The following is a 23,475-nucleotide window of genomic DNA, read 5'->3' as shown; positions in this document are numbered from 1 at the left end:
TGTCACTCCTCGAAGGTGAAGACGAGCTGGAGCACCTCGGACTGGTGCTTGTCGATCAGGTCGAAGGCCTCCTCGGCCCTCTCGACGGGGACCACGTGGCTGATCAGGTCGCCGACCTCGACCTGGCCCTCGTGCACGAGCGCCATGAACGTGCGCTGCAGCCGCTCGACGTCCCACCGGTGCGCCAGCCACGAGGCCACGCCGCCGATCTGGGAGGAGACGAGCTGGACCTGGTTGTGGTGGAACTCCTCGCCCAGCCGCAGCCCGACGCCGTCGCCCTGGTAGAAGCCGGCGGCCACGACCCTGCCGCCCTTGCGCACGGTCCTGATGGCCTCGTGCAGGCCCTGGTGGGTGCCGCTCAGCTCGATGACGGTGTCGGCGCCCTCGACGCGCTTGCGCATGAACTCGGCCACCGACCCGGAGCGCACGTCGAACACCTCGGCCGCGCCGAACCTCCTGGCCAGCTCCAGCCGGTCGGGGATGGCGTCGGCCGCGACCACCCGGGCGCCGCTCAGCACGGCCAGGCGGGTGGCGAGCAGCCCGATGACGCCCTGCCCGAAGATCGCGATCTGGTCGCCGAGGTGCACGTCGGAGGCGTGCACCGCGTTGAGCGCGATGGCCCCGACCCGGGCGAACACGCCGGTCAGCGGGTCGGCGCCGGGCGGCATCACATGCCCCACCAGCTTCTCCGCCGGCACGACGGCCTCCGCGCGGTGGCCCCAGATGCCCCACACGATGCTGCCCACCGGCGGGTCGGCGACGTCGGGCGCGGCCTCGACGACCTCGCCGACCTCCTGGTAGCCCCAGCCGGTCAGCGGGTACGCGTGCGTCTGGCCGTCGACGAAGAGGCGGCGCTCGGTGTCCCAATGACGGTTGAGATATGGATTTGTGCCGCGATAGGCGGTGAGCTCCGTGCCTGCCGAAACGCCGGAGTAGATCGTACGGACTCGTACGGATCCCGGCGCCAGGTCGGCTGGCGATTCCAGGCTGACGCGGACACGGCCTGGCTGCTCGAACGTGATGACGCGCATTCTCCACACTTACGCTTAATGATCAAACAAAAGTCAAAGCTTTAGTACTTGTTTGCATACGATAGTTGCGCTCGTAACACTCTTAAGTCTACGACTTCCGCCGGGGGCGGCTGGTGAAATTGGGGTTTCTGCCAGCGTGTCTTCCGGAAAGTGACCTTACCGACATCGCCTGCCAGGCCGCACACCTGGGCTTTCTAGCTAGTGCGGTGACCTCCGGATGACCGAAATACCCCAAAGTAGATCTTTTGCGACAAAGATCCAATTATGGCCGTGTAGGCACGGAGTGAGTACAGACCGGTCTCGTTATCGACTACCGAACGTTGCCGAGGTCATGGCGAGGGTAAGGGCGGCATATCCCCGAATCGGAGGAGCGTGCCATGCCGAAGAAGGTAACCGCCGTCCTCTCCGTCGCGCTGCTGGCCGCCGCCTCGCTGGCGGCGTGCGGCGACGGTGGCGAGTCGTCCGCCGGCAACCAGATCACCGTCTGGACCGAAGAGAACCTCAACGACCGGATGGCCGTACAGAACCAGATCGCCGCCGACTTCACCAAGAGGACCGGGATCCAGGTCAAGCTGGTCGCCATGGCCGAGGACCAGTTCAGCCAGGCCGTGACGGCCGCCGCCGCGGCCGGCGACCTGCCGGACGTGATCGGCGCGCTGCCGCTGGCGGCGGTGCGCGAGCTGGAGGCCAACGACCTGCTCGACACCGAGACCCCCGGCAAGGTCGTCGACCAGCTCGGCCGGGACTCCTTCTCGCCGCGGGCCCTGGAGCTCGACAGCTCGGGCGGGAAGCTGCTCGCGGTGCCGAGCGACGGGTGGGCGCAGCTGATCCTCTACCGCAAGGACCTGTTCGACAAGGCCGGGCTGCAGCCGCCCGACACGTACGAGCGGCTGGAGGCGGCGGCCGCGAAGCTCAACACGGGAGGGGTCGCGGGCATCACGCTGGCGATCGCGCCGAAGGACTCGTTCACCGCGCAGAGCTTCGAGCACGTCGCGCTCGCGAACGGGTGCCAGCTCGTCGACAATTCCGGAAATGTCACCCTTGATTCGCCGCAGTGCGTGAAGGCGTTCGCGTTCTACGGCAAGCTCGCCAAGGACTACTCGGTCAAGGGCAAGCAGGACGTCGACTCCACCCGGGCCACCTACTTCTCCGGCAAGGCGGCCATGACGATCTGGTCGTCGTTCATCCTCGACGAGCTGGCCGGGCTCCGTAAGGACGCGCTGCCGAGCTGCCAGGAGTGCCGCGCCGACCCCGAGTGGCTGGCCAAGAACACCGGCGTGGTCACGGCGCTGAAGGGGCCCGACGGGAGCGCGCCCGCGCAGTACGGCGAGATCGTCTCGTGGGCGGTCACCCGTGACGCCGCCAAGGACCCCGCGGCGAAGTTCGTCGCCTACATGATGAACGAGGGCTACGAGCGCTGGATCGGCATGGCGCCCGAGGGCAAGTTCCCGACCCGCAAGGGCTTCGAGGACAAGTGGAACAAGCTGCCCGCCGGGGTCGACTCCAAGAAGCCGCTGGCCGACATCTACCCGGCCGATGTGCTGGACGCCCTGCGCAAGAGCCCGGACACCTTCGCCCGCTGGGGGATCCCGCAGGGGCAGGGCAAGCTGATCGGCGCCACCATGGGCGAACTGCCCGTGCCCAAGGCGCTCAGCGCGGTCGTGGACGGCTCCCTGACCCCGCAGGCCGCCGCCGCCCAGGCCAAGACCGACGTGGAGACGATCAAGCGCGGGATCCGCCAGTGACCCGCACGCTGCGGCAGCAGGAGGGGAAGGCCGGGCTGGCGCTCATCTCGCCGACGCTCGTCATCACGCTGGTCGTGGTGGTGCTGCCACTGCTGTGGGCGATCATGCTGGCGTTCCAGGACGTCCGGCTGATCAACATCCGCCGGGCCGGCGTCTTCGGCCACTACACGCTGGAGAACTTCTCGTACGTGGTCTCCGAGCCCGGCTTCTGGTCGTCCCTGGTCAACACGCTCGTCTACACCGTCGCGGGCACCGCGCTGTCGATCGCGATCGGGCTGGTGGCGGCGCTGGCGCTGCGCGACAGGTTCAGGGGGCGGACCCTGGTCAGGGCCTCCATCCTGATCCCGTACGTGGCGCCGGTCGTGGCCGTGGCGTTCCTGTGGGAGACGATGCTCAACCCCCAGTACGGCATCGTCAACACCTGGCTCCACGAGCCGATCGCGTTCCTCACCCAGGCCAGGGGCGAGCTCCTGGGTGTGCGGGTGCCGGTGGCGCTGTTCACGGTGATCGCGTTCGAGGCGTGGCGGTACTTCCCGTTCGCGTTCCTGTTCATCCTGGCCAGGCTGCAGGCGCTGCCCGCGGAGCTGGACGAGGCCGCGGTCGTGGACGGGGCCACGCCGACCCAGCGGTTCCGATACGTGATCATGCCGCAGCTCTGGCGGATCATCGCGCTGCTGTCGGTGCTGCGGTTCGTGTTCACGTTCACCAAGTTCGACGACGTCTACCTGCTGACCGGCGGCGGAGCCGGGACCGAGGTGGTCAGCGTGCGGGTCTACAACTTCCTGACCGCCCGCGACGACATCGGCGCCTCGGCCGCGCAGGCGATCGTGCTGGCGGTCTTCCTGGTCGCGTTCCTGGCCGTCTACCTGCGGTTCTTCGGCGGGGGTGAAGGTGAGCAGAGATAGGTTCGAGCGGGGCCTCTTCCGGGTGCTGAAACCGCTGGTCATCGCGGTGCTCTTCCTGATGACCGCGTTCCCGTTCCTCTACATGGTGATGCTGTCCGTACGCGACATCCAGGAGCTGATCCTGGAGCCGGGCTCGCTCTGGCCGCGCGGCTTCACCCTGGACACGTACGTGGACGTGCTGACCCGGCAGGGCTTCCTGAGCTTCCTGAGGAACAGCGCGATCGTCGCGCTCGCCTCGGTGGCGGTCACGCTGCTGATCTCGATCCCGGGCGCGTACGCGGTCGCGCGGCTGCGCTTCTTCGGGCGGCGGCAGGTGCACTTCCTCTTCCTGGCGGTGTACCTGTTTCCGGCGATCGTGCTGGCCATCCCCCTCTTCGTGCTCTTCACGATGCTGGGGCTGCGCGGATCGCTTTTCGGACTGATCCTCGTGTATATCGCGCAAACCGTGCCCGTCACGGTATACATGCTCCGCAACTACTTCGAGACCGTGCCGCAAAGCGTGGAGGAAGCGGCCGCGATCGACGGGTGCACGAGGCTTTCGACCATCTGGCGCGTGGTGCTGCCGCTGTCCAAGCCCGCGCTGATGGCGACTGGTCTCTACGCGTTCATGATCGCGTGGAACGAGTTCCTGTTCGCCCTGCTCTTCCTCGTGGAGAAGCGGGAGAGCTGGACGGTGTCCCTGGGCCTCTCGCAGCTGGCGGGGAGCATAGAGATCCCCACGACGGTCCTGATGGCAGGTTCGGTGGTGCTCACGCTGCCCATCGTGATCGTGTTCTTCGCCAGTGAGCGACTGCTGACGGAGGGCCTCACGGCAGGAGCAGAGAAGGGATAGACCATGCTGACGGCAGGGCAGATCCTCCAGCTCATCCGCCATGGCACCTGCCGTACGCGCAAGGAACTGATCGAGTACACCGGCCTGTCCCGGTCGACGATCACCGACCGGGTCGACCGGCTCATCGACGCCGGATACATCCACGAGTCCGGCGTCGCGGCCTCCGGGGGCGGGCGACCGCCCTCGGTGCTCGACGTGGACGCCGGCCGGCGCCTGATGCTGGTGGCCGACCTGGGCGCCTCGCACGCCGGCGTGGCGCTCACCGACCTGGCCGCCAACACCCTGACCGAGGAGCGCACCGAGATGCGCATCGAGCTCGGCCCGGAGGCGGTCCTGTCGTGGGTGCGGGAGGCGTTCCAGCGGCTGCTCGACCGGGCCGGGCGGCCGGCGAGCGACGTGTGCGGCATCGGGCTCGACCTGCCCGGCTCCGTGGACCACACCACCGGGCGGATGATCAGGTCGTTCCTGATGCCCGGGTGGGACGGCTATCCGGTGGGCGAGGCGATCGGCGAGACCTACGACGTGCCCGTCCTGGTCGAGAACGACGCCAACGCGATGGCGCTGGGCGAGTGGTGGTCGTCGTGGCGCGACACGGACTCGCTCATCCTCATCAAGGTGTCGACCGGGATCGGCACCGGGATCGTGATCGACGGGCAGATCTACCGGGGCGTCGAGGAGGCCGCCGGGAACATCGGGCACGTGCGGCTGAACGAGCACGACGACCGGGTCTGCACGTGCGGCTCGCGCGGCTGCGTGGCCTCGCTGGCCAGCGGCCACGCCCTGGCCACCGACCTGGGCCAGGGCTCCAGCCGCGACGTCGTACGCCTCGTGCAGGCGGGCGATCCGGCGGCCATCGCCCGCACCCAGGAGGCGGGGCGCACGCTGGGCCTCGTGCTGGCCACCGCGGTCAGCCTGCTCAATCCGGGCGTGCTGGTGCTGGCCGGGGACATGGCGGAGACCAGGGAGCACTATCTGACGGGGATCAGGGAGGTCGTCTATCGGCACAGCCTGCCGTACACGACCAGGCACCTGGAGATCGTCCCCACCTCGCTCGAGGACCGGGCCGGGATCGTGGGGATGGCGGTGATCGTCATGGAGCACGTGCTCTCCGCCGCCTCCGTGGACGCCGCCCTGGGCATCACCGGACGCGTACGGGTGCGCTGAGCCCGCCCGATCAGGCGAGGGCGCTCCGCAGCAGGGCGGGCGCCTCCACGAGCGAGGGGCCGTACCAGGTGAGCAACCGCCCGCTGACCAGCGCGCAGGCGAGCCCGGGGAAGCACTCGGGCCCGTCCGTCTCCGAGAACGCGTACGGCTCGTCCGGCAGCACCACCAGGCCGGGCCGCCGCCCGACCAGCTCGGACAGCGGGATCTTGGGGTAACGCTCCTCGTGACCGGCGTAGAGGTTGTCCACGCCGAGGCGCCTGAGCACGTCTCCGGTGAACGTGTCGCGCCCCACCACCATCCACGGCCGCCGCCAGATCGGGACGACGGCCGTGCGCCGCGCCCCTTCCGCGGGCGCGCGCCACGCCTGCTCCGCCGCGTCCAGCCACCCGGGACGGCCGGTACGGCACGCCTCCCGGAACATGCGCTCCAGCGACACGAAAGCCTGATCCAGCGTCTCGATCTTCGTCACCCAGACCGCGATGCCCGATGCGCGCAGAGCCTCGATGTCGGGCGCGCGGTTCTCCTCGGCGTTGGCGAGGACCACGTCGGGCCGGAGCTTCCTGATCGCGTCGAGGTCGGGGTTCTTGGTGCCCCTGACCCTGGTCACGTCCAGGTCGGCCGGGTGCGAGCACCAGTCGGTCGCCCCGATCAGCGCCTCCGGCACGGTCGCCGCCACCGACTCGGTCAGCGACGGCACCAGGGACACGATCCGCCGCACGGTGGCGGGAATCTTCACGGGTACGCCGGTGTCGTCCACAACATCAGCCTAGATCCGACGGGTATTCGGCAGTGAATGTCGGTATAGATCCGTAGAATCCAGGTCGAAGATCGTTAACTCTTGATCGGGGGAATGACGGTTGGAACGAGAGTCGCCAGCCTTCGATCCGCACACTCCCAACGTCGCCCGGCTCTACGACTACCTCCTGGGTGGCAAGGACCACTTCCCTGCCGATCGGGCGGCGGCGGAGAAGCTGCTCGAGGCGGCTCCGGAGTTACGGGCGGCGGTCCGGGCGAATCGCGCGTTCCTGGGGCGCGCCGTTCGGTACCTCGCCGAGTCCGGCATCACGCAGTTCCTGGACATCGGCACCGGACTGCCCGGCCAGGACAACGTGCACGAGGTCGCCAGGAAGATCACCCCGGGGGCCAGGGTGGTCTACGTGGACCGGGATCCGGTGGTGCTGGTGCACGCCAGGGCGCTGCTGGCCGGGCAGGGTGACACGACGGCGGTGGAGGGTGACCTGCGCAAGCCCGAGGGCATCCTGCGCAATCCCGAGGTGATGGCGGCGATCGACTTCAGCCGCCCGGTCGGCGTGCTGCTGACGGCGACCATGCACTACATCGCCGACTCCGACCACCCACGGGAGATCGTGGCGAGCCTGCGTGACGCCATGGCCCCCGGCAGCTGTCTGGTCATGTCCCACTGCACCGGCGACGCCCGGGCCGCGGCCGTGGAGGCGATCACCCAGGCCTACCGGGGCACCAACGCTCCGCTCACGTTCAGGAGCCGGACGCGGATCGCGGCGCTGTTCGAGGGGTTCGAGCTGGTCGACCCGGGTCTCGTGTGGCTGCCGGAGTGGCGTCCCGACCAGGCCGACATGATCGACTTCGTCGACGGACCCGAGTCGTCGCTGATCCTGTGCGGCGTGGCCAGGAGGAACTGAGATCGGGGGTCCACGTCGTGGACCCCCGGCTCACTTACTTGAGCGCCGTCAGCGCGGCGTCGTAGTCGGGCTCCTGGGTGATCTCCGGCACCAGCTCGGAGTAGACCACCTGGTTGTCACCGTCGAGCACGACCACCGCGCGCGCGGTCAGCCCCGCCAGCGGCCCCGACTCCTGCGCCACGCCGTAGTCGGTCAGGAACTCACGGCCCCGCATGAGCGAGAGCGTGACCACGTTGTCGAGCCCCTCGGCGCCGCAGAACCGCTTCTGCGCGAAGGGCAGGTCGGCGGAGATGCAGAGCACGGCCACCTCGGGGTGCTCGGCGGCCACCTCGTTGAAGCGCCGCACCGAGGCCGCGCAGACGCCGGTGTCGAGGCTCGGGAAGATGTTGAGCACCTTGGTCTTCTGGCCGTACTCCTCCAGCGAGTGCTCGGCCAGGTCGCCGCCCACCAGCTTGAACGCGGGCGCGCTGTCGCCGGGCTTCGGGAAGGTGCCGCCCACGGCGACGGGCGTGCCCTTGAAAGTGACGTCGGACATGAAAGCCTCCTGGATAGCGATGTTCCCCGACCCGTGATCCTATCCGCGCGGCTCCCGCGCCCCCTCATCACCCACGCACGTGGTCAGACGTTGCGGCGGTACTGGCCGCCCGCCTCGAACAGCGCCTCCGTGATCTGGCCGAGCGAGCAGACGCGGGCCGCGTCCATCAGCACCTCGAACGCGTTCGCGTCCGACATCGCCACCTCGCGCAGCCGGGCGAGCTGCGCCGGGGCCTCCGAGCGGTTGCGCTCGTGGAAGGCGCGCAGCCGGTCGAGCTGCGAGCGCTTCTCGTCCTCGGTGCCCCTGGCCAGCTCCAGCTTGTGCGCCGGCGGCTCGTCCGTGCCGTTGCGGAACGTGTTCACCCCGACGATCGGCAGCGAGCCGTCGTGCTTGCGCATCTCGTACAGCATGGACTCGTCCTGGATCTTGCCGCGCTGGTAGCCGGTCTCCATCGCGCCCAGCACGCCGCCCCGGTCGGACAGCCGCTCGAACTCGGCGAGCACGGCCTCCTCCACCAGGTCCGTCAGCTCCTCGACGATGAACGAGCCCTGCAGCGGGTTCTCGTTCCTGGCCAGGCCCCACTCGCGGTTGATGATGAGCTGGATGGCCATGGCCCTGCGCACCGAGTCGGCCGACGGGGTGGTCACCGCCTCGTCGAAGGCGTTGGTGTGCAGGCTGTTGCAGTTGTCGTAGACGGCGATCAGGGCCTGGAGGGTGGTGCGGATGTCGTTGAAGTTCATCTCCTGGGCGTGCAGCGACCGGCCCGAGGTCTGGATGTGGTACTTCAGCTTCTGCGACCGGTCCCCGGCGCCGTAGCGCTCCCGCATGGCCACCGCCCAGATGCGGCGGGCCACCCGCCCGAGCACGCTGTACTCGGGGTCCATGCCGTTGGAGAAGAAGAACGACAGGTTAGGGGCGAAGTCGTCGATCTTCATGCCCCTGGCCAGGTACGCCTCCACGTACGTGAAGCCGTTGGCCAGCGTGAAGGCGAGCTGGCTGATCGGGTTGGCCCCGGCCTCGGCGATGTGGTAGCCGGAGATCGAGACCGAGTAGAAGTTGCGCACGCCGTTCTTGATGAACCACTCCTGGATGTCGGCCATCATCCGCAGCGAGAACTCGGTGGAGAAGATGCAGGTGTTCTGGCCCTGGTCCTCCTTGAGGATGTCGGCCTGCACGGTGCCCCTGACCGTGGCCAGCGTACGGGCGCGCAGGGCGGCGGCCTCCTCGGCCGACGGCGGGCGCCCCTGCTCGGCCTGGAAGCGGTCGAGAGCCTGGTCGACGGCGGTGTTGAGGTAGTAGGCCAGGATCGTGGGCGCGGGGCCGTTGATCGTCATGGACACGGACGTGTTCGGCGCCGCCAGGTCGAACCCGTCATAGAGCACCTTCATGTCGTCCAGCGTCGCGATCGAGACGCCCGAGGTGCCGACCTTGCCGTAGATGTCGGGCCGCAGGTCCGGGTCGTGGCCGTAGAGCGTCACCGAGTCGAACGCCGTGGACAGCCGCGTCGCGGGCTGGCCCTCGGACAGCAGCTTGAAGCGCCTGTTGGTGCGGAACGGGTCGCCCTCACCGGCGAACATCCTGGTCGGGTCCTCGTCGTCACGCTTGAACGGGAACACGCCGGCGGTGAAGGGGAACGATCCGGGCAGGTTCTCGCCGCGCAGGAACCTCAGCAGGTCGCCGTGGTCGCTGTAGCGCGGCAGGGCCACGCGCGGGATCCGGTTGCCGGACAGGGTCTCGCGCCAGAGCGGGGTGTGGATCTCGCGGTCGCGCACCTTCACCACCAGCTCGTCGGCGGTGTAGCGCTCCTTGACGGCGGGCCAGGCATCCAGCAGGGCCCGGCTCTCCTCGCTCAGCTCCCGCTCCGCCTGCGCCTCCAGCTCCTCCAGGCGGGAGTCCTCCAGGAGGGAGCGCACGGCGGCCAGTTGCTGGCGGCGGCGGGCGACCTCGGCCTGCGCGAGCGTCTCGGCGTGGTACGAGCGCACGGTCTCGGCGATGTCGGCCAGGTAGCGGACCCGGGCCGGCGGCACGATGGCGGCCGACGCCTGCGAGGTGCGCCCGGACACCATCGGCAGCAGCCCCGGCCCCGGCTCGCCCAGCAGGAGGGGCTTGAGGTGCTGGTAGAGGGCCGTGACCCCGGCGTCGTTGTAGCGGGCCGCGATGGTGCCGAAGACCGGCATGTCCTCCGGCCGGACGCCGAACGCCTCGCGGTTGCGTACGAGCTGGCGGCGCACGTCGCGCAGGGCGTCCTCCGCGCCGCGCCGCTCGTACTTGTTGATCACCACGGCCTCGGCGAAGTCCAGCATGTCGATCTTCTCGAGCTGGGAGGCCGCCCCGAACTCGGGCGTCATCACGTAAATCGGCACGTCCACGTGGGGGACGATCCCGGCGTCGCCCTGGCCGATGCCGGGCGTCTCCACGATCACCAGGTCGTGGCCCGCTGCCCGGCAGGCGGTGATGACCTCGTCGAGGCAGGCGGGCACCTCGTTGGCGGCGCCCCTGGTGGCCAGGGAGCGGAAGTAGGTCTGGGGGCTCAGGCTGTTCATCCTGATGCGGTCGCCGAGCAGCGCGCCGCCGCCGCGACGGCGGGTGGGGTCGATGGCGATGACCGCGATGCGCAGCTTGTCGTCGTTGTCCACGCGGAACCTGCGGACCAGCTCGTCGGTGAGCGAGGACTTGCCGGAGCCGCCCGTACCGGTGATGCCGAGCACGGGGACGCGCTTGTCCGTCGCGGCGGCCTTCAGGCCCTCGACCAACCCCTCCGGGGCGCGGCCCGACTCGATGAGCGTGATCGCGCGGGCCAGCGCCGCCTGGTCGCCCGAGACCACGGCCTCGACCGACGGGGTGCCGTCCAGCTCGACGTCGCAGTCCTCGATGAGCCGGTTGATCATCCCGGGCAGCCCGTACCGCTGGCCGTCCTCGGGCGAGAAGATGCGGGTGACGCCGCGCGAGTGCAGCAGCTCGATCTCCTCGGGGACGATCACTCCCCCGCCGCCGCCGTACACCTTGACGTGCCCGGCCCCGCGCTCGCGCAGCAGCTCCACGAGGTAGGTGAAGAACTCCACGTGGCCGCCCTGGTACGAGCTGATCGCCACGCCCTGGACGTCCTCCTGGAGGGCGGCCGTGACGATCTCGTCCACCGAGCGGTTGTGCCCGAGATGGATGACCTCGGCCCCCTGTGACTGGAGGATGCGCCGCATGATGTTGATCGCCGCGTCATGGCCGTCGAACAAGGCCGCGGCGGTCACGAAACGGACTGGGTGTACCGGGACGTGCACGCCTGTTCACTCCTTCGTGAGGGCTCTCCCTTCCGAAGATACTAGGACGTCCTACTAATAGACACTAGGACGTCCTACTATTTCCTTCCGCCATCCGGGTAGGGGGCCCGAGGGGGTGACGTCGCATGCGCGCACTGACGTTCGCACCGGGCAAGAAGGGGACGCTCGCCGTCGAGCAGGTCCCCGATCCCGCACCGGAGAAGGGTGAACTGCTGGTCCAGGGGCTGGCGCTGGGGGTCTGCGGGACGGACAGGGAGTTGATCACCGCCGATTACGGCTGGCCGCCGCCCGGCAAGGAGCGCATGGTGCTCGGGCACGAATCGCTGGGCCGGGTGCTGGAGGTGCCCGAGGGGTCCGCGTACTCGCCCGGCGACCTGGTGGTCGGGGTGGTACGGCGGCCCGACCCCGTGCCGTGCGGGGCCTGCAAGCGCGGCGAGTTCGACATGTGCCGCAACGGCGAGTACACCGAGCGGGGCATCAAGCAGATCGACGGGTACGCCTCCGAACGCTGGACGGTCGAGGCCGGCTACGCCGTGCGCCTGGATCCGTCGCTGGAGAGCGTCGGCATGCTGGTCGAGCCCGCGTCGGTGGTCGCCAAGGCGTGGGAGCAGATCGAGCGGATCGGGTCGCGGGCCTGGTTCGATCCCCAGACGCTGCTGGTCACGGGGGCCGGGCCCGTCGGGCTGCTGGCGGCGCTGATGGGGCGGCAGCGGGGGCTGGAGGTGCACGTGCTCGACCGCTCGACCGCCGGGCTCAAGTCGCGGCTCGTGGAGGATCTGGACGGGACCTACCATTCCGGCTCGTCGCTGAAGGAGCTCACCACGGTCAGGCCCGACATCATCATCGAGTGCACGGGGGCCGGGTCGCTCGTCATCGACGCCATGGTCGGCACGGCCGCCGCGGGGATCGTCTGCCTGGCCGGGCTCTCGCCGGGAGGGCGTGAGCACCGGGTGGACGCGGGGCTCATCAACCGGGACATCGTCCTGGAGAACGACGTGGTCTTCGGCTCCGTGAACGCGAACCTGCGGCACTACAGGGACGCCGCCGACGCGCTGGCCAAGGCCGACACCGGGTGGCTCGAACGGCTGATCACGCGGCGGGTCCCGCTGTCGCGCGCCCTGGACGCCTTCGAGCGCGACCGCGACGTCAAGGTGGTCATCGACCTCACGTCCTAGCACTTCGCGGGCTGGAACGCGGGCTAGTCGGGCTCGTAGGGCTTGCGTCTCGTCGAGGTCGAGTGCCTGGTGGCGGCGGCCGTGACGCGCGTCCTGGCCGGGCGGGCGGCCGGCGCCGGGGCGGGACGGGGCTTGGCCTGCACGTGCTCCGCGGGCTTGGTTGAGGCGGGCTTGGCAGGGGCGGGCTTGGCAGGGACCGTCACCCGTTCGCGAGCGGGAACGCCGTCCCGAGCCGGAGCCGCTGCACGCTCGGTGGTTGGTGCGTTCCAGGGCAAGGCGAGGCGGCGGTGGGTGCCGCGGCGGCGGCCGGTGATGCGGAGGGACAGGACGACGGTCATGAGCACCATCGCGGTCAGCAGCGCGGGCGGCGTGCCCAGGACGTCCAAGGGTGATCCCCGCCCGGTCTCCACGCGCGGCGCCGGCACGAAGGGCCGCTCGGTCGAGCGGATCTCCCCGAGTTTGTCGGCACTGGCCTTGACCAGGCGCGGAATTCCGTAGCCGACGACTTTGTCCGTCTCCCGCGTCTTGCGCTTGAGCCAGATCCGGTCCACGTTCGCCTCGATCGTGTGGATCTTCTTGCCGCTGACTTTCTCCACGATCCCCACGTGGTCGATGCCCTTGTAGCTTTTGCCGCCCTTCCAGTCGAAGAAGACGAGCGCACCCGGCTCGGGCTTCTGCGTCCACGCCCCCTGTTTCATGAACCAGGCGGCATGGGAGGGCGTCCAGGCGAACTCGCCCACAAACTGGCTGAGGTCGGCCTTGTCCGCGGCCCAGGCAATGAACATGTCGCACCAGGGCCCGTTGCGGTACTGGGTGTCTTGGACGCGATCCGCATACCACTGGCCGAACTTGGTGAACTGGCCGTTCTTCTCCTTGTAACCGAGTTCCTGCCGCACCGTCTTCAGCAGCTCGTCCGCGATCGGGTCCAGGGTGACTCCTCCCAGAAAACCGATAAATCACGATGGACTGTAGTAGCGCCATCGGGAAATTGCGCGAATCACTCGGAAAGTGTCGTGCTATTAACCAATATTTCGGTTTTGTGACTGGTGAGGCAGGTGAGACTGATGACCACTCCCGTCAGGCGCCGGCCCCCACGCGATAGACGGCCACCTCGCCCGAGCCCGGCGCGACCACGTCGGCCACGATCACGGTCACGTTGTCCGGCGAGCCGCCCTCGTTGGCCAGATCGATCAACCGCTGGACGGCCGCGCCCGGGTCTGCCACCGTGGTCAGGACCTCGTGCAGAACCTCGGGACCGAGTACGGTCGTGAGGCCGTCGGAGCAGAGGAGGTAGCGGTCATCAGGCTCGGATTCGCGCAGCGCCATGTCAGGCTCCGCCCTGCCCTCGCTGCCCAGCACCCGCAGCACCATCGAACGCCGGGGGTGCACGGCGGCCTGGTCCTCGGTTATCCGTCCTTCGTCCACCATCGACTGCACAAGTGTGTGATCCTTGGTCATCTGGTAGAGCGCACCATCGCGAAGCAAATATCCGCGGGAGTCACCGAGATGAGCCAGGGCGAACCGGTAGCCGTCCCACAGCATGGCGGTCACCGTGGTCCCCATCCCCCTGCGCGCGGGGTCGATGTCGGCCAGCTCGACCAGCCTGCGTGCCGCCTCGTGCACGGCGCCCTCCAGGGCCGCCTCGAGGTCCGAGCCCGTCTCGGGAAGCGTGGCATCCAGCTCGCGCATGACGGCGATCGCCGCCGAGCTCGCCAGCTCGCCGGCCGCGTGCCCACCCATCCCGTCGGCCACCACGAGCAGCCGGCCACTCGCATAGCCGGAATCCTCGTTCTGCTCCCTGCGGCGGCCCACGTCTGATCCGGCGGCATAGCGGATGTTGTGCTTCATACCCAGCAGTAAATCATTGGTTGAAAGACTTCACAAGCAGATGCGCTGAAGACTCTTGTGAACTACTCTGGGCACCATGAGCCACGACCCGACCGTCAACGCCGGGGACATCGCCCGGCTCGCCGGTGTCGGGCGTGCCGCGGTGAGCAACTGGCGCCGTCGCCACGACGACTTCCCCGATCCCATCGGCGGCACGGCCAACCAGCCGCTCTTCTCGCTCCGGCAGGTCGAGTCCTGGCTACGTCGCTATGGGAAGTCCTACCAGGTCTCGCTGGGAGATCGGGTGTGGCAACGCCTGAAAGCCGCGGGCGATTTGCGCCTGGGCGAGCTGGTGGCCCAGGCCGGCGCCCTGCTGACCCGCCCGGCCACCCCGGGTGAGCCGAGTCCCGAATCGCCGGTGAAGGGCGGGTTGGAGCCGGAGCTGGCGGAGCTCTTGCTGGAGCTCGCCGAGCAACTCGGCGCGCTGACCGCGTACGAGTTCCTCTGCGAGCGCTATCTCGAGGCGCACTCGCGGCAGCTCTCCGTGACCCGCGAGGACGTGGCCGGGCTCATGGTCAGCCTCGTACGGCCGGGCGGCTCGACGATCCTCGACCCGGCCTGCGGCGTCGGCACGCTGCTCCTCGCCCCCACCCACGACCAGCATGCCCAGGCGGAGCCGGGGGCGGCCAGGATGCTCGGGCAGGAGCTCAGCGAGACCTCGGCGGCCATCACCGCCTCCCGGCTCCGGCTGCGCGGCATCGAGGCCGAGGTCGTGGCCGGCGACTCGATGCGCGACGACGGTTTCGCCGGCGAGCGGGCCGACGCCGTGGTGTGCGACCCGCCGTTCAACGAGCGGGCCTGGGGCTACGAGGAGCTGACCGGCGACCCGCGCTGGGAGTACGGCCTGCCGCCGCGCGGCGAGCCGGAGCTGGCCTGGGTGCAGCACTGCCTCACCCACGTCAAGCCGCGCGGCCTGGTCGCCATCCTCATGCCCCCGGCCGCCGCCAGCCGCAAGGCGGGCCGCCGCATCCGGGCCAACCTGCTGCGCGCGGGCGCCCTGCGGGCCGTCATCGCGCTGCCGGGGTCGGACCTCTGGCTGCTGCGCCGGCCGGCGGCGGGCGAGCGGCCGCCGTCCGAGGTGCTGATCCTCGACGCCACGGCCGACCTGGCGAGCGTCGAGCCGGCCTGGGAGGCGTATCTGGAGGACCGTTCCGACCAGACCGTACGCATCATCGACCTGCTGGCCGACGAGGTCGACATGACCCCGGCCCGCCACCAGCGGCGCGACGACGTCGGCAAGGCGTACGCCGAGGCCCGCGACCGCTTCATGGCCGCCGCCTCGGCCCCGCCCGACCTGAAGGTCCTGGAGCAGCCGCTCGACCAGCCCGCGACCACGCTGGGCGACCTGATCAAGGAAGGTCTGGTGGCCACGTCGCAGGCTCCGCCCAAGATGGCCGCGGACGGCGGCGAGGTGCCCGTGCTGACCTCCGACGACGTGCTCAACGGCACGCCGCCGTCCGGCTCCACCACCATGCAGCAGGGCCTGATCGCGATCCGCCCGGGTGACGTGGTGGCCTCCTACTCCAGCGTTCGCGTGATGGCCGGCGGCGGCGCGGTGCTGGGGCCCCATCTGACGCTCTACCGGGTGGACGCGCGCCGGCTCGACCCCGACTTCCTGGCGGGCTTCCTGCGGGCCGCCGGCGGCCGGGCGACCACCGGCTCCAGCAGGTTCGACGTGCGCCGCACCCGGCTGCCGCGCCTGTCGCTGAAGGAGCAGAAGGCGTACGGCGACGCCTTCCGGCAGCTCGCCGTGCTCGAAGACGCCATCCGCGAGACCTCGACGCTGGGGCAGGCGCTGATCAGGCTGGGCCTCGACGGCCTCGCCGACGGCCACCTGCATCCCCCGGTCCATGGCCTCAACCCGTGAGCCGACGGCACTCCGTCGCGTGACGGTGTAGTTTTTTCCCGGAAGGCTGCGGGGAGGGGCGAATGGTCATCGGCGACCGCTATGTGCTCGACGACCTCCCTCTCGGGCAAGGCGGCATGGGTGCCGTCTACGCGGGCCACGACCGCCACCTGGACCGCCGGGTGGCGGTGAAGCTGCTCAGGCTGCCCAGCGGGCACGATCACGAGCTGGAGCGCAGGTTCATCCGCGAGGCCCGCATCCTGGCCCGGCTCGAGCATCCGGGCGCGCCGGTGCTCTACGACTTCGGCACCCACGAGCAGCGGCTCTACCAGGTGATGCAGTTCATCGAGGGCGTCACGGTGGCCGACGTGGTCAGCGAGCATGGCCCGCTGCCCGTCTGCTGGGCCGCCGCGATCGCGGCCCAAGCGTGTGCCGTGCTGTCGGCGGCCCACGCCCTGGCGATCTGCCACCGCGACCTCAAGCCCACGAACCTCATGCTCTGCCCCGACGGCAGCGTGAAGGTGCTCGACTTCGGGCTGGCCATGCTCCGGGACGCCGAGGTCACCACGTTCACGAGGATCGGGCAGATCCTCGGCACGCCGGCGTACATGGCTCCCGAGCAGATCAAGCACGGCGTCGCCGAGCCGCGCAGCGACCTCTACTCGCTCGGCTGCGTGCTGCACGAGATGCTGACCGGGCAGCAGCTGTTCACCGGGCCCACCGACTACATGGTCTTCGAGAAGCAGGTCAAGGAGCGCCCGCCGGCCATCCCCGGGCTGCCCCCCGAGCTGGACGCGCTGCTGTCGCAGCTGCTGGAGAAGCTGCCGGACGACCGGCCCGCCGACGCGAACGAGCTGTACGAGCGGCTCGACCCGTTCGTCGTCGAGCTGCCCGTACTGCCCGGCTTCCTCACCGAGGCCCCGAGCCCCGGCCGCATGTACGCCCGCATGGCCGGCCGCGCGCTCAACGCGTGAACGCGCTCTCTCGCTAAGCCGGATCGTTATTTAGCCCCCGTTGACAGGCCGGTGTTATCGCCGCGAATCTCTTGAGAGAGCGCTCTCTCACATACCTCGCAAGCACCGACCCAGGAGGGTTCCATGACCCCTCGCGTCCGGCGATTCGCCATGCCCTTGATCACCGCGTCCCTGCTCGCCCTGGCGACGGCCTGCGGCGGCGGAGGCGGCGGCGGGAGCACCGCCACGGAGAGCGCCAAGCCGGGAGAGAAGATCAAGCTCACCGTCGGCCTCTTCGGCGACTTCGGCTTCAAACCGCTCTACGAGGAGTACAAGAAGACCCACCCCGACATCGAGATCGTCGAGAACGTCACGCAGTTCAACGACCACCACAGCAACCTCGTCAAGCGGCTGGCCACGAACGCCGGCGCGGGTGACATCGAGGCGGTCGAGGTCGGCTACATCAGCACGTTCACCGCCCAGCCGGGCAAGTTCGTCGATCTCAAGCAGTACGGGCTGGACAAGCGGCAGCCCGACTACCTCGACTGGAAGTGGCAACAGGGCCTGAGCAAGGACGGCACGCAGGTGCTCGGCCTCGGCACCGACGTGGGCGGCCTGGCCATGTGCTACCGCAAGGACCTGTTCAAGAAGGCCGGGCTGCCGACCGACCGGACCGAGGTGGCCGCCCTCTGGCCGACGTGGGAGCAGTACATCGCGACCGGCAAGAAGTTCGGCGCGGCGAACGTGGCGGGCGCCAAGTTCGTCGACTCCCCCGGCGAGATCTTCCGCGCGATGGTCAACCAGGCGCCCACCGGCCTGTACGACGCCCAGGACAACATCATCGTGGCCTCGAACCCCGACGTGAAGAAGGCCTGGGACCTGTCCAACCAGCTCACCCAGGAGGGCCTGACCGCCAAGCTGGCGGCCTTCACGCCGCCGTGGAACACCGGCTTCGCCAAGGGCTCGTTCGCCACGATCATCTGCCCGGCCTGGATGACCGGCTTCATCCAGGAGCAGGCCAAGGACTCGGCCGGCAAGTGGGACATCGCGACCGTGCCCGGCGGCTCCGGCAACAGCGGCGGCTCGCACCTCATGGTGCCCAAGCAGAGCAAGCACCCGAAGGAGGCGGCCGAGCTGATCGACTTCCTGACCTCCAAGGACAACCAGGCCAAGGTGTTCAAGGAGGAGGGGACGTTCCCGTCGATCCCGGCCCTCTACGACGACCCGTCGATCCAGAACTTCACCAAGCCGTTCTTCGGCGACGCCCCCATCGGCAAGATCTACTCTGACGCCGCCAAAGCGCTCAAGCCGCAGCACCTCGGCCCCAAGGAGGCCGACGTGCGCACGGCCGTCGGCAACGGCCTCGGCCGCGTGGAGCAGGGCAAGCAGTCGCCCGACGAGGCGTGGACCCAGGTGCTCGAGGACGTCAAGAAGATCAAATGAGCTCCCTTCCCCTCGCGGTCTCGCGACGGCGTAGGCGCAGCGTGCGGCACACCCTCGACCTGAGGGTGTCGCCGTACGCCTACGTGGCGCCGTTCTTCCTGCTCTTCTGCGCCTTCGGGCTGTTCCCGCTGGTCTACACGGCCTGGGTGAGCCTGCACGAGTGGTCGCTGCTGTCGGAGACCCAGACGTTCATCGGGCTGGACAACTACTCGACGCTGCTCAGTGACGGGTACTTCTGGAACGCCACGTTCAACACCCTGTCCATCGGCGTGCTCTCGACCGTGCCGCAGCTCATGCTGGCCATCTGGCTGGCGCACCTGCTCAACCGGCGGCTGCGGTTCCAGACGCTGTTCCGGGTCGCGCTGCTGCTGCCGAACGTCACGAGCGTGGTGGCCGTCGTGGTCATCTTCAGCCAGCTCTTCGGCCGGGACTTCGGGCTGATCAACTGGGTGCTCTCGTGGTTCGGGGTCGGCAGCATCGACTGGGCGGCCGGCACCGCGACCTCGCACCTCGCGCTCTCCGTGATGATCATGTGGCGCTGGACCGGCTACAACGCGCTGATCTTCCTGGCCGCCATGCAGGCCGTGCCGCGCGAGCTGTACGAGGCCGCCACCATCGACGGCGCCAGCGGCTTCACCCAGCTCCGCAGGATCACGATCCCGATGATCAGGCCGACGATCGTCTTCGTGGTCATCGTCTCGACGATCGGCGCCATGCAGATCATCGCCGAGCCCCTGCTGTTCGGGCAGAGCAGCGGCGGCGGGGGCGGCATCGCCACCGGCGGGCCCGACCGGCAGTTCCAGACCCTGGCGCTGTTCGTCTACGAGCAGGGCTTCGCGAACTCGACGTTCGACTTCGGCTACGCCTCGGCCGCGTCCTGGCTGATGTTCCTGGCCGTGGTGATCGTCGCGCTGGTCAACTTCCTGATCACCCGCAGGGTGAGAGGGGGCCTGATATGAGGCTGCGTTATCTGACCCTGACCGCGGTGGCCTTCTTCTCGGCCTTCCCGCTCTACTACAGCGTCGTGGTGGCCTCCCGGCACAACTCGGCGCTGGGCCAGGTGCCGCCGCCGCTGATCCCCGGCGGCAACTTCTTCGCCAACGTCTCCCGGGTCTTCGACACCGTTCCCTTCGGGCTCGCGCTGCTCAACTCCGTCATCGTGGCGGGGTCGATCTCGATCGCGGTGATGTTCTTCTCGACGCTGGCCGGGTTCGCCTTCGCCAAGCTGAAGTTCAGGGGCAGGAACGTCATGCTCGTGATCACCGTGGCCACCATGATGGTCCCGGCGCAGCTCGGCATCATCCCGCTCTACATGCTCATGGTGAAGCTGGAGTGGACCGGCACCACCTACGCGCTGATCGTCCCGGCGCTGGTCAACGCGTTCGGCGTGTTCTTCATGACCCAGTACCTGTCGCGGGCCCTGCCCACCGAACTGCTGGAGGCGGGCCGGGTGGACGGGTGCTCGACGTGGGGACTGTTCTGGCACGTCGTGCTGCCCGCCGCCCGTCCGGCGGCGGCGGTGCTCGGCATGCTGACGTTCATGTCGGCCTGGAACGACTACTTCTGGCCGCTGGTCGTGCTCAACCCGGACAACCCGACGGTCCAGGTGGCGCTGTCCACGCTGGCCAGCGGGTACGTCAACGACTACGTGCTCGGGCTGGCCGGGACGGCGATCGGCACGCTCCCGCTCGTGGCCGTCTTCGCCCTGTTCGGCAGGCAAATCATCGGTGGAATCATGCAAGGAGCTGTTAAGGGATGATCTTTCCCGAGGAGTTCGTCTGGGGTGCCGCGACGGCCTCGTACCAGATCGAGGGGGCGGTCAAGGAGGACGGGCGGGGCCAGTCGATCTGGGACACCTTCTCCCACACCCCCGGGAACGTGGCGGACGACGACACCGGCGACGTGGCCTGCGACCACTACCACCGCTACCGCGAGGACGTCGGGCTGATGCGCGAGCTGCGGCTGGGGGCCTACCGGTTCTCGGTCGCGTGGCCGCGCGTCCAGCCGGACGGCGCGGGTCCGGTCAACCCGCGCGGGCTGGCGTTCTATGACCGGCTCGTGGACGAGCTACTCGCCGCCGAAATTTCGCCTTATGTCACGCTTTATCACTGGGATCTTCCCCAAGCCCTCGAAGACCGTGGTGGGTGGACAAATCGCGATACGGCGTACCGGTTCGCCGACTACGCCCAGGCCGTCCACGACCGGCTCGGCGACCGGGTGGGCGACTGGACCACGATCAACGAGCCATGGGTGTCGGCCTTCCTCGGCTACGGCAACGGCGTGCACGCGCCGGGCCGCCGCGACCCGGCCGACGCCCTGCGCTCGGCGCACCACCTGCTGCTCGGCCACGGGCTGGCCGCGCGGCGGCTGCGCGAGTCCGGCGCGCGCAGCCTCATGCTGGTGGTCAACTCCTCCCCGGTGCTCACCCCCGCCCAGGTCAACGACCCTTCGGCGGTGGCCGGCGAGGCGGACGCGGCCGTCGCCGACCGCGTCCACGCGCTGCTGACCAGGCAGTTCCTCGACCCGGCGGTGCACGGCACGTACCCGCCGGAGATCCTGGAGGCGGCGGCGCGCAACGGCGGGACGGAGCACATCCTGGACGGCGACCTCGCGCTCATCAACGCGCCGATCGACCTGGTCGGCGTCAACTACTACAACCCGTGCGTGGTCGAGTCGGGCCCGGGGCTGCCGGCCGACGCGGCGTGGCCGGGCTCGGAGGACGTCAGGTTCGCGGCGGCGGACGCGCCGACGACCGCGATGGGCTGGCCGATCGTGCCGGACGGCCTGTCCCGGCTCCTCGTACGGCTCTCGCAGGACTATCCGCAGGTCGGCCTCATGGTCACGGAGAACGGCGCGGCCTTCGACGACGTCGTGGCGGACGGCCGGGTGCACGACGACGAGCGGGTGGCGTACCTGGAAGGTCACCTGCGCGAGGTGCACCGGGCCATCGGGGCGGGCGCGGACCTGCGCGGATATCTGGTCTGGTCGCTGCTCGACAACTTCGAGTGGGCCGAGGGCTACCGGCGCCGGTTCGGCATCGTGCACGTCGACTACGCGACCCAGGCCAGGATCCTCAAGGACAGCGCTCTCTGGTACAGAGACGTCATCACCAGGAACGGCCTGTAGATTTTTTCCGTGCTCTCCCACTTGGTGCAGTCATGAGACGCCCGACCCTCGAGGCGGTCGCCGCCCGGGCGGGGGTCTCGCGCGCCACCGCCTCCCGGGTCGTCAACGGCCAGACGACGGTGGCGCCCCATATCCGCGACGCCGTGCAGCGCGCGATCGACGAGCTGGGCTACGTGCCCAACTCGGCCGCGCGCAGCCTGGTCACCCAGCGCACCGACTCGATCGCCCTGGTCGTCAGCGAGCCGGGCACCCGGGTCTTCTCCGAGGACCCGATGTTCTCCACGGCGATCAGGTCGGCGTCCGTGGCGCTCGAAGCGGTGAACAAGCAGGTCGTGCTCATGCTGGCCTCCTCCGCCAAGAGCCACGCCCGGGTAGAGCGTTACATCGCGGGCGGGCACGTCGACGGGGTCATGCTGATCTCCATGCACGGCGCCGACCCGCTGCCGGCCGCGCTGTCGCGCCTGCGCGTCCCCGTGGTCTCCTACGGGCGGCCCGCCGTTCCCGTGGACATCCCGTACGTCGACAACGACAACGTCGGCGGAGCGGAGATCGGGGTCCGGCACCTGGTGGAGACGGGACGGCGCAGGATCGCCACGATCGCGGGCCCGCAGGACATGATCGGCGGCCAGGACCGCCTGGCCGGCTACCGCAACGTGCTGCGCGACTCCGACCTCAGGTCGATCGTGGCGATCGGCGACTTCACGCGGGAGTCGGGCGCGGTCGCGATGCGGCAGCTCCTGCGCGACGACCCCGACCTGGACGCCGTGTTCGTGGCCAACGACCTGATGGCCGTCGGCGCCCTGCAGTCACTCCGCCAGTCCGGGCGCCGGGTGCCCGACGACGTGGCGGTGGTGGGCTTCGACGACATCGAGGCGGCGAAATACACCGAACCGCCGCTGACCACGCTCAGGCACCCGGTGGCCGAGCAGGCGGCGGCCATGGTCGGGCTTCTGCTCGGGCTGTTCGAGGGCGGACCGGCCGAGCCGGTGATCATGCCCACGGAGCTGGTGATCAGGGAGTCCGCTTAGATGATCCCCGCCGTGGCCACCGCCGTCTCCCTGGCCGAGGAGCACGGCATCCGGGTGGCGGATCCGGTGGTCCTCAACGACTCGTTCAACCTCCGGGTCCACCTGCGCCCGGCGCCGATCGTGGCGCGGGTGCCGACGGTTACCGCGCTGGGGCGGGCGCGGCCCGCCGACGCGTTGCGGCGGGAGCTGGACGTCGTGTCCTACCTGCACGGGCAGGGCGTGCCGGTCGTGCCGCCGAGCGACCTGCTGCCTGCCGGGCCGCATCTGCGTGACGGGGTCGCGGTCTCCTTCTGGAAGCACGTCGAGCACGATCCCGGCCATCGGACGGGCCCGGAGACGGCCGGGCGGGCGCTCGCTGAGCTGCACGAGGCGCTGCGGGGCTTTCCCGGCGAGCTGCCCTATCTCGGGCCGGTGCTCGACGAGCCGGTGCGGCTGCTGGAACTGCTCGACGGGGAGGTCCCGCCTGACGTGCTGGCACGGCTGCGGGACGCGCACGCGGGCCTGGCCGAACGGCTGGCGGGCCGCACGGCGCAGGCCGTCCACGGCGACGCGCATCCCGGCAACCTCCTCGCCACCCCCGCCGGGCTGCTCTGGAACGACTTCGAGGAGAGCATGGCCGCGCCCGTCGAGTGGGACCTGGCCTGCCTGCTGCGCACGCAGCGGCTCGACGGCCGGGCGGCCGTCCGGGCCTATGGGCACGATCCCGACGATCCCGGGCTGCGGGAGTTCCTGGCGGCGCGGGCCCTGCAGGGGACGCTGTGGATGCTCCTCAGGGGGCTGCGGCTGCCCACCGGGGCCGCCGACGCCCGCGCGACGCTGGAGGCGTGGCTCCGGGACCCCAGCGGCGCCACCCGCTAGAGCGCTCCCCG

20 protein-coding genes are annotated in these 23,475 nt (G+C 69.7%); 14 read left to right on the top strand and 6 right to left on the bottom strand.

The genetic code is table 11. From position 1 onward, the window contains the following. Positions 1 to 2: 2 nt before the first annotated feature. Entirely contained in the window at positions 3 to 1,031 is a 1,029-nt protein-coding gene (locus tag ABZX61_RS04045; protein WP_350729925.1) for a zinc-binding alcohol dehydrogenase, read from the bottom strand. Positions 1,032 to 1,408: 377 nt separating this feature from the next. Here ABZX61_RS04045 and ABZX61_RS04040 point away from each other — a divergent pair, with 377 nt between their 5' ends. Genes ABZX61_RS04040 through ABZX61_RS04025 form a run of 4 tightly spaced genes read left to right on the top strand, consistent with a single transcriptional unit; the run spans position 1,409 to position 5,677 of the window. Continuing rightward, the gene (locus ABZX61_RS04040; RefSeq protein ID WP_355191344.1) at positions 1,409 to 2,776 is read left to right on the top strand and encodes an extracellular solute-binding protein; all 1,368 of its coding nucleotides are present in this window, start codon (positions 1,409 to 1,411) and stop codon (positions 2,774 to 2,776) included. After that, entirely contained in the window at positions 2,773 to 3,681 is a 909-nt protein-coding gene (locus ABZX61_RS04035; RefSeq protein ID WP_355191342.1) for a sugar ABC transporter permease, read from the top strand. Before ABZX61_RS04040 ends, ABZX61_RS04035 begins: the two co-directional genes overlap by 4 nt. Further along, positions 3,668 to 4,513 carry a carbohydrate ABC transporter permease gene (locus tag ABZX61_RS04030; RefSeq protein WP_355191340.1) on the top strand — a complete coding sequence of 282 codons (846 nt, stop codon included), beginning with the start codon at positions 3,668 to 3,670 and terminating at the stop codon, positions 4,511 to 4,513. The genes ABZX61_RS04035 and ABZX61_RS04030 overlap by 14 nt, the downstream gene beginning before the upstream one ends. A gap of 3 nt (positions 4,514 to 4,516) precedes the next feature. Further along, positions 4,517 to 5,677, top strand: coding sequence for an ROK family transcriptional regulator (locus ABZX61_RS04025; RefSeq protein ID WP_355191338.1), 1,161 nt, complete (start codon positions 4,517 to 4,519; stop codon positions 5,675 to 5,677). 10 nt (positions 5,678 to 5,687) lie between these two features. Here the strand turns inward: ABZX61_RS04025 and ABZX61_RS04020 are convergent, their stop codons facing one another. Continuing rightward, entirely contained in the window at positions 5,688 to 6,434 is a 747-nt protein-coding gene (locus ABZX61_RS04020) for a helical backbone metal receptor (protein ID WP_355191336.1), read from the bottom strand. 100 nt (positions 6,435 to 6,534) lie between these two features. Here ABZX61_RS04020 and ABZX61_RS04015 point away from each other — a divergent pair, with 100 nt between their 5' ends. Beyond that, on the top strand, positions 6,535 to 7,338 hold the full coding sequence (locus ABZX61_RS04015; RefSeq protein ID WP_355191334.1) for an SAM-dependent methyltransferase: 804 nt from the start codon (positions 6,535 to 6,537) through the stop codon (positions 7,336 to 7,338). A gap of 34 nt (positions 7,339 to 7,372) precedes the next feature. Here the strand turns inward: ABZX61_RS04015 and tpx are convergent, their stop codons facing one another. Beyond that, positions 7,373 to 7,873, bottom strand: coding sequence for a thiol peroxidase (gene tpx, locus ABZX61_RS04010; protein WP_350729912.1), 501 nt, complete (start codon positions 7,871 to 7,873; stop codon positions 7,373 to 7,375). An 83-nt stretch (positions 7,874 to 7,956) separates the two neighbouring features. Next, a complete protein-coding gene (gene icmF / locus ABZX61_RS04005) occupies positions 7,957 to 11,148 on the bottom strand; it encodes a fused isobutyryl-CoA mutase/GTPase IcmF (protein WP_355191332.1) in 3,192 nt (1,063 codons plus the stop codon). A gap of 125 nt (positions 11,149 to 11,273) precedes the next feature. Here icmF and ABZX61_RS04000 point away from each other — a divergent pair, with 125 nt between their 5' ends. Beyond that, positions 11,274 to 12,323, top strand: a complete 1,050-nt coding sequence (locus tag ABZX61_RS04000; RefSeq protein WP_355191330.1) for a glucose 1-dehydrogenase — start codon at positions 11,274 to 11,276, stop codon at positions 12,321 to 12,323. Between the two features lie 23 nt (positions 12,324 to 12,346). Here the strand turns inward: ABZX61_RS04000 and ABZX61_RS03995 are convergent, their stop codons facing one another. After that, a complete protein-coding gene (locus ABZX61_RS03995) occupies positions 12,347 to 13,219 on the bottom strand; it encodes a CHAP domain-containing protein (protein WP_355191328.1) in 873 nt (290 codons plus the stop codon). Positions 13,220 to 13,400: 181 nt separating this feature from the next. Beyond that, a complete protein-coding gene (locus ABZX61_RS03990; protein WP_350729907.1) occupies positions 13,401 to 14,171 on the bottom strand; it encodes a protein phosphatase 2C domain-containing protein in 771 nt (256 codons plus the stop codon). A 76-nt stretch (positions 14,172 to 14,247) separates the two neighbouring features. On the opposite strand from ABZX61_RS03990, the gene ABZX61_RS03985 reads away from it, so the two are divergent. From ABZX61_RS03985 to ABZX61_RS03950, 8 genes are all read left to right on the top strand, one after another. Further along, on the top strand, positions 14,248 to 16,077 hold the full coding sequence (locus ABZX61_RS03985; protein WP_355191326.1) for an N-6 DNA methylase: 1,830 nt from the start codon (positions 14,248 to 14,250) through the stop codon (positions 16,075 to 16,077). A 62-nt stretch (positions 16,078 to 16,139) separates the two neighbouring features. Beyond that, complete coding sequence (locus ABZX61_RS03980; RefSeq protein ID WP_355191324.1) at positions 16,140 to 17,030, top strand: serine/threonine-protein kinase; 891 nt, start codon at positions 16,140 to 16,142, stop codon at positions 17,028 to 17,030. Positions 17,031 to 17,153: 123 nt separating this feature from the next. Next, positions 17,154 to 18,452: an extracellular solute-binding protein gene (locus ABZX61_RS03975; RefSeq protein ID WP_350729903.1), complete on the top strand. Its 1,299-nt coding sequence runs from the start codon at positions 17,154 to 17,156 to the stop codon at positions 18,450 to 18,452. After that, positions 18,449 to 19,411, top strand: a complete 963-nt coding sequence (locus ABZX61_RS03970) for a sugar ABC transporter permease (RefSeq protein ID WP_350729901.1) — start codon at positions 18,449 to 18,451, stop codon at positions 19,409 to 19,411. The genes ABZX61_RS03975 and ABZX61_RS03970 overlap by 4 nt, the downstream gene beginning before the upstream one ends. After that, entirely contained in the window at positions 19,408 to 20,211 is an 804-nt protein-coding gene (locus tag ABZX61_RS03965) for a carbohydrate ABC transporter permease (RefSeq protein ID WP_350729899.1), read from the top strand. Before ABZX61_RS03970 ends, ABZX61_RS03965 begins: the two co-directional genes overlap by 4 nt. Continuing rightward, on the top strand, positions 20,208 to 21,578 hold the full coding sequence (locus tag ABZX61_RS03960) for a GH1 family beta-glucosidase (RefSeq protein ID WP_350729897.1): 1,371 nt from the start codon (positions 20,208 to 20,210) through the stop codon (positions 21,576 to 21,578). The genes ABZX61_RS03965 and ABZX61_RS03960 overlap by 4 nt, the downstream gene beginning before the upstream one ends. Before the next feature lie 32 nt (positions 21,579 to 21,610). After that, positions 21,611 to 22,606, top strand: a complete 996-nt coding sequence (locus ABZX61_RS03955) for a LacI family DNA-binding transcriptional regulator (RefSeq protein WP_350729896.1) — start codon at positions 21,611 to 21,613, stop codon at positions 22,604 to 22,606. Continuing rightward, positions 22,607 to 23,464 (top strand): phosphotransferase, encoded by an 858-nt coding sequence (locus ABZX61_RS03950; protein WP_355191321.1) that lies wholly within the window; start codon positions 22,607 to 22,609, stop codon positions 23,462 to 23,464. Positions 23,465 to 23,475: the final 11 nt, after the last annotated feature.

This window comes from Nonomuraea sp. NPDC003709 (genome assembly GCF_040610775.1).
In the GTDB taxonomy this organism is placed as follows: domain Bacteria; phylum Actinomycetota; class Actinomycetes; order Streptosporangiales; family Streptosporangiaceae; genus Nonomuraea; species Nonomuraea angiospora_A.
Note: the sequence above shows the minus strand (reverse complement) of the source record. Positions and strands in the feature narration are given on the sequence as shown.

Coding starts and splice junctions, on each gene's coding strand:
- ABZX61_RS04045 (WP_350729925.1), bottom strand. CDS start 1,031: ATGCGCGTCATCACGTTCGAGCAGCCAGGCCGTGTCCGCGTCAGCCTG.
- ABZX61_RS04040 (WP_355191344.1), top strand. CDS start 1,409: ATGCCGAAGAAGGTAACCGCCGTCCTCTCCGTCGCGCTGCTGGCCGCC.
- ABZX61_RS04025 (WP_355191338.1), top strand. CDS start 4,517: ATGCTGACGGCAGGGCAGATCCTCCAGCTCATCCGCCATGGCACCTGC.
- tpx (WP_350729912.1), bottom strand. CDS start 7,873: ATGTCCGACGTCACTTTCAAGGGCACGCCCGTCGCCGTGGGCGGCACC.
- ABZX61_RS04000 (WP_355191330.1), top strand. CDS start 11,274: ATGCGCGCACTGACGTTCGCACCGGGCAAGAAGGGGACGCTCGCCGTC.
- ABZX61_RS03990 (WP_350729907.1), bottom strand. CDS start 14,171: ATGAAGCACAACATCCGCTATGCCGCCGGATCAGACGTGGGCCGCCGC.
- ABZX61_RS03985 (WP_355191326.1), top strand. CDS start 14,248: ATGAGCCACGACCCGACCGTCAACGCCGGGGACATCGCCCGGCTCGCC.
- ABZX61_RS03980 (WP_355191324.1), top strand. CDS start 16,140: ATGGTCATCGGCGACCGCTATGTGCTCGACGACCTCCCTCTCGGGCAA.
- ABZX61_RS03975 (WP_350729903.1), top strand. CDS start 17,154: ATGACCCCTCGCGTCCGGCGATTCGCCATGCCCTTGATCACCGCGTCC.
- ABZX61_RS03970 (WP_350729901.1), top strand. CDS start 18,449: ATGAGCTCCCTTCCCCTCGCGGTCTCGCGACGGCGTAGGCGCAGCGTG.
- ABZX61_RS03965 (WP_350729899.1), top strand. CDS start 19,408: ATGAGGCTGCGTTATCTGACCCTGACCGCGGTGGCCTTCTTCTCGGCC.
- ABZX61_RS03960 (WP_350729897.1), top strand. CDS start 20,208: ATGATCTTTCCCGAGGAGTTCGTCTGGGGTGCCGCGACGGCCTCGTAC.
- ABZX61_RS03955 (WP_350729896.1), top strand. CDS start 21,611: ATGAGACGCCCGACCCTCGAGGCGGTCGCCGCCCGGGCGGGGGTCTCG.
- ABZX61_RS03950 (WP_355191321.1), top strand. CDS start 22,607: ATGATCCCCGCCGTGGCCACCGCCGTCTCCCTGGCCGAGGAGCACGGC.